This window comes from Fluviicola sp., from assembly GCF_030151805.1.
Classification (GTDB): Bacteria; Bacteroidota; Bacteroidia; order Flavobacteriales_D; family Crocinitomicaceae; genus Fluviicola.
In genome coordinates this window covers 1-7636 of sequence record NZ_JASLCN010000139.1, presented here as the reverse complement: position 1 = coordinate 7636, position 7636 = coordinate 1, and the positions used below count along the sequence as shown (strand labels likewise).

The 7636-nt window shown below is 41.7% G+C and carries 7 protein-coding genes; all 7 read left to right on the top strand.

Annotation, left to right across the window (positions count from 1 at the left end):
• The coding region (locus tag Q1V93_RS05355; protein WP_300662495.1) for a T9SS type A sorting domain-containing protein at nt 1-628 on the top strand (628 nt) is incomplete at its 5' end.
• Nucleotides 629-647: 19 nt separating this feature from the next.
• Entirely contained in the window at nt 648-1505 is an 858-nt protein-coding gene (locus tag Q1V93_RS05350; protein ID WP_300662493.1) for an ABC transporter substrate-binding protein, read from the top strand.
• Between the two features lie 58 nt (nt 1506-1563).
• Nucleotides 1564-2604 (top strand): iron ABC transporter permease, encoded by a 1041-nt coding sequence (locus Q1V93_RS05345; protein WP_300662491.1) that lies wholly within the window; start codon nt 1564-1566, stop codon nt 2602-2604.
• The gene (locus tag Q1V93_RS05340; protein ID WP_300662488.1) at nt 2601-3416 is read left to right on the top strand and encodes an ATP-binding cassette domain-containing protein; all 816 of its coding nucleotides are present in this window, start codon (nt 2601-2603) and stop codon (nt 3414-3416) included. Before Q1V93_RS05345 ends, Q1V93_RS05340 begins: the two co-directional genes overlap by 4 nt.
• A gap of 9 nt (nt 3417-3425) precedes the next feature.
• Nucleotides 3426-4457: a ChuX/HutX family heme-like substrate-binding protein gene (locus Q1V93_RS05335; protein ID WP_300662486.1), complete on the top strand. Its 1032-nt coding sequence runs from the start codon at nt 3426-3428 to the stop codon at nt 4455-4457.
• 7 nt (nt 4458-4464) lie between these two features.
• Complete coding sequence (locus Q1V93_RS05330) at nt 4465-6714, top strand: TonB-dependent receptor plug domain-containing protein (protein ID WP_300662484.1); 2250 nt, start codon at nt 4465-4467, stop codon at nt 6712-6714.
• Nucleotides 6711-7636: HmuY family protein (locus Q1V93_RS05325; RefSeq protein WP_300662482.1), on the top strand; the 926-nt coding region annotated here is incomplete at its 3' end. The genes Q1V93_RS05330 and Q1V93_RS05325, both read left to right, overlap by 4 nt.

The following is a 7636-nucleotide window of genomic DNA, read 5'->3' as shown; positions in this document are numbered from 1 at the left end:
CAGAGAACCTGCTACTGCAAGCTGGGATTTCGAATTCCTGCAATACGACGCTACAATTGCTCCGAATATGCAGTACCTTTCTTTTGGTGTTTTGAATAACGTTGGAATTGAAGCAGTAAAAGTTACAGCAGTAGGAGACGTTCCGAACTTTGTCAACTACCAGGCTCAAACATTCAGCGATGCTGCAAATGTAATCGGGTACAACTGGAAAAATGCTCAAGTTCAACCTGCAGTAGTTGAGGATAGTACGGTTTACTTCGTGAAAACAAAAGACAACAACATCTGGAAATTGGTGTTTACGAAATTTACATCAGGAAGTACAAGTAATATGAACGTATTCTCCAAGCAAAACCTGACAACACTTTCTGTAAACGAATTGGAGAAAGATGTATTCGTATCAGTTTACCCTAACCCTGCTGCAAATGTAGCTACAGTTGTTGTGGATTCTAAAGCAAACACAACGGTGAAAGTGGTAAGTATGACTGGACAAGTTGTTTTCGAAACAGCTGCTTCAAACGGGTTGACAACAACGACAATCGCTACTGAAAACTTCACAAATGGAGTATATTTGGTGCAGGTATCTAATGGCGCTGCAACTTCAACACAGCGTTTGGTAGTTCAACACTAATGAATTGAAAAAATCAAAGATGAAAAAAATTGGATTTCTATTTCTAGGTCTTGCATTTGCAATTGCTTCGTGTAATTCAGGTGCAAAATCCGAAGAGAAAAAAGAAGAAGTAATAGAGAAACGCATTGTTTCTTTGAACGGATCGGTTACAGAAATCATTTACGCAGTGGGTTCCCAAAAGGAACTCATTGGCGTTGATGTAACCAGCACTTATCCTGCAGCAGCGGAGAAATTGACGAACCTGGGACACGTTCGTAAGTTGGCGGTTGAAAGTTTGCTGGCATTGAATCCGACGCATGTTGTGCTATTGGAAGACGAAGTTTCTCCTGATTTGAAATCAAAATTGAAGCAGGCGAAAATCGAATTGGTGACTTTCAAACACCCGAACAGTGTAGAAGAATCAAAAGCATTGGTAAACGAAGTTGCAACATGGTTGGGAAAAGCTGACGCTGCAAAAGAATTGACTGCTAAGATTGATTCGGATATCAAAAGTGTTTCGAAATTGGCTAAAAAACCGAAAGTATTGTTTGTTTATGCACGAGGCGCAGGAACCCTGATGGTTGCAGGTGAGCAAACTCCGCTTGAAAAAATGATTGTTTTGGCAGGTGGTGAAAACGCAGGAAAAGGATTTACCGATTTCAAACCTTTGACCAGTGAATCTGTTATTGCAGCAAATCCTGACGTGATCCTGATGTTTACATCCGGAGCACAAAGTTTGGGGCCTGACGGAATTTTCAATGTTCCGGGAGTGGCTGTAACAAATGCAGGAAAAAATAAAGCGTTGATTCAAATGGATGGTCAGTTATTGAGTGGATTTGGTCCGCGCGTGGCTGAAGCAGTAATTGAATTGAATAAAGAGTTAAAAAAAGTTCAATAGTTCAAAAGTTCAAATGAATAACTAGTGTGAGTTTGAACGATTGAAGAAAAAAAGATACATGTCAAGACAGGGAATAATAGCTCTTTCATTGCTGATTTTAGTGTTAGTTTGCTTTGTTGTCAATCTATCAGTCGGGAATGTTCATGTTCCAATTTCTCATGTCTTCGGCAGTTTGCTCGAAAAAATTGGTTTCGATACTGATTTAAAAATAACGGAGATCGAATACCATGTTGTTTACAACATCCGGTTTCCAAGAGCGGTTTATTCCTGTCTTATTGGTGCAGGATTAGCTGTCTCAGGTGCAGCATTGCAGGGAATATTCAGAAACCCTTTGGTTGATTCCGCTTTGATCGGAATTTCAACAGGGGCTTCCTTGTTTGCATCCTTATTCATTTTGTTCAATGGTTTAGTCCCTTGGTTGATTATTTTCAACGAGGGACTTTCCCTTTCTTTGGTGGCCTTCCTGGGAGCATCTTTTATTGCTTTCATCGTTTACCGCCTATCATTGAGCAATGGTGAAGTGAATTCGTTAACACTCATTCTTGCAGGGATAGCATTGAATGCATTAACTGCTTCATTGACAGGATTAATGAGCTTTTTGGCAACAGATGATCAATTACGTGATCTGACATTCTGGACACTGGGAAGTTTGGGTTCGGCAAACAACGATTCCCTGATTTTATTAGTGATTTTCACACTGGTTCCCATGGCGGTGATTTTCACGCAGGCGAAAAGTCTGAATGTGCTTTCTTTGGGTGAAAGCAATGCGCAATACATGGGATACAAAGTGAAAACGATCAAGGTAACGGTCATCGTTTGTGCAACTTGCATGGTCGGAGCTTCCGTTTCTATGTCGGGTGTCATTGGTTTTGTAGGACTGGTTGTGCCCCACATCATTCGCACGTTATCCGGCCCCAATCACCGATTATTACTACCTTTTAGTGCTTTTTTCGGAGCAATTCTTCTTTCTTGTGCCGATATGATCTCACGAACGATTTTACCTCCGACAGAAGTACCAATCGGAATCATCACAGCGTTGATGGGAACTCCGATATTTATTGCAATTATTTTTAAACACAAGCGTAAGTTTTCAGTGTGATTGAAGCAAAGAACATATCGTTTACGGTGAAAGGAAGACAGATTCTTCAATCAGTTGATTTCACAACAGACAAAGAAGAATTTATTGTCATTCTCGGTCCCAACGGAGCCGGGAAAAGTACGCTTGTAAAAATGCTTTCCAACGGATCCAATCTGAGCACGGGAAGTATTTCATATTACGGAAAAGATTTAAAAAACTGGACCCTGGACGCCTTGTCCAAATACAGAGCATATATGCACCAGGAAAGCATGATCGCTTCCAACTTTACGGTTCGAGAAGTATTGGAAATGGCGCGTTACCGCTATCCTGAATCAAAAAAACACTTCAATAAGCAGATTACGGATAAAATCGTAGAAGAATTGAATTTGGAATCTCTTTTGGACAGTGAATTCAACTTCTTGTCGGGAGGAGAAAAACAACGCGTTCAATTCGGGCGGGTTTTGCTGCAACTGGAGAACGAAGGAGAAATCCAGCCGATCAAATACCTGTTTTTGGATGAACCTTTGAATAATCTGGATGTTCGCTACCAGATTGAATTATTGAAACATGCCCGCAAATTTGTAGATGATAAGCGGGGAACCGTGATTGTCGTGATGCACGACATCAATTTGTGCTATCAATACGCCGACCGCGTGTTATTGATGCAGAGAGGAAAGGTGATTATGGATGGAACAGTGGATGAAGTGATGAGTCCGGAAGTCCTGAGTAATACATACCAGATTGACCTGGAACAAATCCGGTCATTAGATGGAGAGATATTTTACAGACATGTCTCTTATTCATCGAACCTGTTGGATAACAAAATGAATTAAATAACAAACATGGAAACAACTTTGTCCCTAAAAGAAGCTTTCGCACAATTAAAAGAGAGCGAACCAAAATTGAGAATCAGAGAATATGCGAAGCGTTTGAATGCTTCCGAAGCAGAATTAGTTGCTTTGGGGGTTGGAACAACTGCTGTTCGTTTACGTCCTGAATTCGTAGCAATTCTGGGAGAAATTGAGTCGTTAGGTTATGTAATGGCTTTAACGCGAAATGATGAGGTAGTGCACGAACGTAAAGGGATTTACGAAAACTTCAGCACCACGCCGCATGCATCATTGTTTGTAGGAAAAGACATCGATTTACGTATTTTCCCAAGTGCATGGGCATCTGCTTTTGCAGTAACTGAAGGCGAGGATAAACCACGTCACAGCCTGCAATTTTTTACATCTGACGGAGTTGCTACGCACAAAGTTTATCTGGAGTCGAAAAGCAACAAAGAGGCGTATGATGCATTGGTTGCAAAATACAAAGACGAAAACCAGTCTTCAGAATTGGAAATCGGAGCTTTGCTTCCATTGGAAGGCCAGGAATTGCCGGATAGCGAAATCGACGTGAAAGCATTCCGGGAATCATGGATCAACCTGAAAGATACCCATGAATTTTTCGGATTGTTGAAGAGTCACAAACTGACACGTACTCAGGCTTTGCGTTTAGCACCGGATGAAACATATGCGAAGCAAATCGATAACAAAGCATTGAGAAGAGCATTGGAACTGGCTGCTAAAGAGCAGGTTTCAATCATGGTGTTTGTTGGAAATGCGGGAATGATTCAAATTCATACCGGAGAAGTGAAAAACATCGTGGAGCACGGACCATGGATCAATGTATTGGATCCGATGTTCAACCTCCATGCAAAAGAAGACGGAATTGCGCAATCATGGATTGTTCGCAAACCGACAGAAGATGGAATTGTGACTTCTTTGGAGTTGTTCAACGAGAAAAAAGAATTAATCTGTACGCTTTTCGGAGCACGCAAACCTGGAATTCCTGAATTGGAATCCTGGAGAAAATTGGTAGAACAATTGTAATATCATCATGATACAAAAAGCATATTTGCTTCTTATAATGAGTATTCTGAGCGGAATTGTTTCTGCTCAGGATACGCTTTATATCAGCGACGAAGCTGGTGTTGCTGTGCCTTTTGCACAAATTGCCCTGCAAGATATCGCCGCGAAAAAAACGAGTTATGTTCAGTCGAATGATTTGGGAATACTGGTTGTTCCGGCATCCTTTTATTCGACCGGGCAGCAAGTGATTGTGAAGGTCAATACGAATGGATTTCACCAGGAAATTGACACCATCTCAAAAGGAAAAAGTCACAGCATCAAGTTAAAAACGAATGCAAAAGACATTGAAGAGGTTGTAGTTACCGGACAACTTGGAGCAGGATCCCTGACAGGGGCTACCAACAAAGTAAAGGTTATTGACCGCGCGACAATCGAAGCGAAGGGAGCAGTGAATTTACGCGATTTACTTCAGAATGAAATGAATATCCGTATCAGCCAGGACCAGATTCTGGGAAGCGGAATGTCGATGCTGGGGATCAGCGGAGAAGGAGTTAAAATATTAATTGACGGTGTGCCGATTATCGGTCGTCAGAACGGAAACATTGATTTGAGCCAGATCAATCTCTCAAACATCGAACGGGTGGAGATTGTTGAAGGACCATTAAGTACTAACTATGGTAGCAATGCCATGGCTGGTACCATTAATTTGATTACAAAGAAACCTAAGAATAAAGGGTACGATATAAATTTGGGAACCTATTATGAAACGGTTGGAAATTACAACCTGAATCTGGGAGTTACTTCCCGCATCAAGAATCATTCGATCTCTGCTTACGGAGCGCGAAATTTCTTTGACGGATGGACACCGGGAGACAAATGGATTGAATTCCCGAAAAAGGAATTGGCAGATTCAGGCCGGTTCCAGCAATGGAAAATGAAAGAACAGTATTTGGGCGGCTTGAAATATTCCTACCGGTTCAAAAAACTGGAATTGATTCCATCTTTGGATTTGTTCCGCGAAAAGATTGTCAACAGAGGATATCCGCGGGCACCTTTTCAAATTTCCGCTTTTGATGATGAGTACATCACAAATCGCCAGAACGGAGGATTGGAACTGATCGGTTGGTTGAAATCAAACATGAAATTGGATGTGCAGCTGAATTACTCCAATTACAAACGAACAAAGAACTCGTATCTGACAGATCTGACGACATTGGATCGCAAGCTTTTGGCAAATACCGAACAGGATACTTCCCGATTTGTGTTGTACTTCAATCGCGTAACCCTGACGCGTAACAATTCCGATAAGAAGTTCAATTACGAAGTCGGTTACGATATCAATTACGAACAAGGATACGGAAACCGGATTGAAAACCGCAAGAAAGAAATCGGTGATTACGCTGTTTTCGGGACCTTTAACTGGGCTCCGTGGAACTGGTTGAATATCAAACCGGGATTGCGATTCACGTACAATACTTTGTACAAAGAAGCATTTATGCCGGCTTTGAATCTGAAAATAGGGAAGAAGAAACACATTCTTCGCGGAAGTATTGCTTCCGGATTCCGTTCTCCATCCATTAAGGAATTGTATATGGAATTTGTGGATATCAACCACAAAATTTATGGAAATCCGGATTTGAAACCTGAAATTGCCAATCACGTTCAGGGGTGGTACAACTTCAATTGGGATCAGAAGAAGTGGAATTTAGGGTTTGAGCTTTCTGCCTATTACCAGGATATTCACAACCGCATCAGTTTGTCTCAATCACCTAACGGAGCTACTTATAGCTACTTCAATATTGATCAGTTCTATGCGAAAGGAATTCAATCTTTGGTGAAAGCAGGACAGAAGCAATGGAATGTAAACGTCGGATTTAACTACATCGGTACGGCTTCCAATTATTCGAACAGTCGCTTTGCATACTCACCGGAATTGGTTTCAAACGTTTCCTACCAGTTGAAAAACGGAACCACGAAGTTCAGTGCATTCTACAAATACACCGGAAAAGTGGTCGCATACCTGGTGAATGATGATGCTACGATTACACAGCAATTCATCTCGGATTACAGCTTGCTGGATGCCCAGGTGCAGCAATGGTTTTTAAAGAAAACACTGGGCGTTTCAGTAGGAGGCAAAAATCTGTTGAACGTAACGAATATCCGGGCAGGAAGCGGATCAACGGGCGGGGCGCATGCTTCCAGCTCTGGAAGTGCGCCGATTGCATGGGGAAGAAGTTTTTACATCACTGTTACATACCTGATTAAATCGAAGCAATGAGAAAGTGGATTTTGATCGCCTTACTTCCGATTGTAAGCGCATGTTTCAAGAAAGAAATTCCGGTTCAAAAACCGGTTTCAGACGCAACAACCTCCCAGGTTGTGATCGGGTCAGATTATGCAAACCAGATTTATTACGACCTGGAAACAAATACGATTATTCGTCAGAACAACCGCGAGGTTTGGGATCTGGCTTTTGAAGCCGGAGAAAATGGTTTTCATGTCTTGTTGAATGAATCCCGTGTGATGGGGGCTGCAATTTCTTCGGAAACCGATATTACTGCGCTTACAAGCGATGCCGGATTGACATATACCTGGGATTATCATACCGGAAACCTGGATTCCACTGCAATCGGTGACTGGCAAAGTTTGGGTAAAGTGTATGCCATTGATTTGGGAACAAGCCTTGAAGGACTTAATATGGGGAAGAAAAAATTGAAAATTCTCTCTGTTAACGCCACTGAATATGAAATTCAGTTTGCAGATCTGAACAGCACTTCGATCCAGACCTATACAGTTCCGAAATCGACAACTGCCGGATTTACTTACTTATCTATGACCGGAAGTGGTTCTGTCAAAGATATTGAACCGGATAAAGGCACCTGGGATTTGTTGTTTACGAATTATTGCCACGTTTTTGATGCACATACTCCGTATTCTGTTGTCGGAGTTCTATCCAATCGTTATGGAGTAAAAGTACAGGAGGTAAGTATTCCTTTTGCTGATTTGAAGTATTCCGATATCCTGGATGCGAACTTTGAAAACCGTATCAACGTGATCGGATATGACTGGAAAGTATATGATTTCGATACCGGAACGTATAGTGTGAAGAGTAACCGTACGTTTGTTGTGAAAACAATCAACGGGCGTTATTTCAAGTTGCGTTTTATCGACTTCTATGATGACGGCGGAGTGAAAGGAGC

Excerpts from the sequence above, each read along its gene's own strand:
- Q1V93_RS05350 (WP_300662493.1), top strand. The coding sequence starts at position 648 with ATGAAAAAAATTGGATTTCTATTTCTAGGTCTTGCATTTGCAATTGCT.
- Q1V93_RS05345 (WP_300662491.1), top strand. The coding sequence starts at position 1,564 with ATGTCAAGACAGGGAATAATAGCTCTTTCATTGCTGATTTTAGTGTTA.
- Q1V93_RS05335 (WP_300662486.1), top strand. The coding sequence starts at position 3,426 with ATGGAAACAACTTTGTCCCTAAAAGAAGCTTTCGCACAATTAAAAGAG.
- Q1V93_RS05330 (WP_300662484.1), top strand. The coding sequence starts at position 4,465 with ATGATACAAAAAGCATATTTGCTTCTTATAATGAGTATTCTGAGCGGA.